Origin of the sequence: Aromatoleum evansii, from assembly GCF_012910805.1 — a bacterium.
Lineage (GTDB): Bacteria > Pseudomonadota > Gammaproteobacteria > Burkholderiales > Rhodocyclaceae > Aromatoleum > Aromatoleum evansii.
On record NZ_WTVK01000183.1, the window covers coordinates 1 to 622 of the forward strand.

Genomic DNA, 622 nt, shown 5'->3' on the forward strand with positions numbered 1-622 from the left:
TCACCGTGACGACCGATGTCCGTCCCAGGCTCCCTGCCCTGACGTCCGCCGCCACGCCCCGTCGCGCCATCGCAGCGAGCAGCACCCGCCGTGAGGCACGTCACCCGCACTGCGATTGCACTTGGGATGAGAAAAGTGCAACATTGCACTGCTGAAGATTTCAGTGCAACAGTCGAAGGGGGGCCCGTGCACACCGCAGCCTGCACCCAGCCCGCGTCTCGCACGGCGCGCGCGATGCGGCGTCTCGTCGAGATCCAGGAGGCCGCCGCGACCCTCGTCATCGAACGGGGTTATGACGGTTTCACGATGGACGAATTGGCCGAACGCGTCGGCGTCAGCCGCCGCACCCTGTTCAATCACGTCCCGGACAAGGCCTCGGCCGTTCTCGGCCCGTTCGGCGAGAACAACCCGCGCCCCGGGGCGCTCGAACTGTTCCTCGAGAAGCAGCCCCACGGCCGACTCGTCGACGATCTCGTCCACGCCATCGACACCGTCATCGCCTCCGCCGACGACCTGGACGCCACGAGCCCCGGACACCGCGCCCTCGTCAATCGGGCGATCATGTCCGACGCGAAGGTGATGCAACTCGTCGCCCACCGCTTCGAGGTCGTCGCCGCCATGC

General features: G+C 67.5%; 1 protein-coding gene. It reads left to right on the plus strand.

Annotated features, from left to right (window positions below; translation table 11 throughout):
• Positions 1-234 precede the first annotated feature (234 nt).
• The coding region (locus tag GO615_RS29840) for a TetR/AcrR family transcriptional regulator (RefSeq protein WP_169133071.1) at positions 235-622 on the plus strand (388 nt) is incomplete at its 3' end.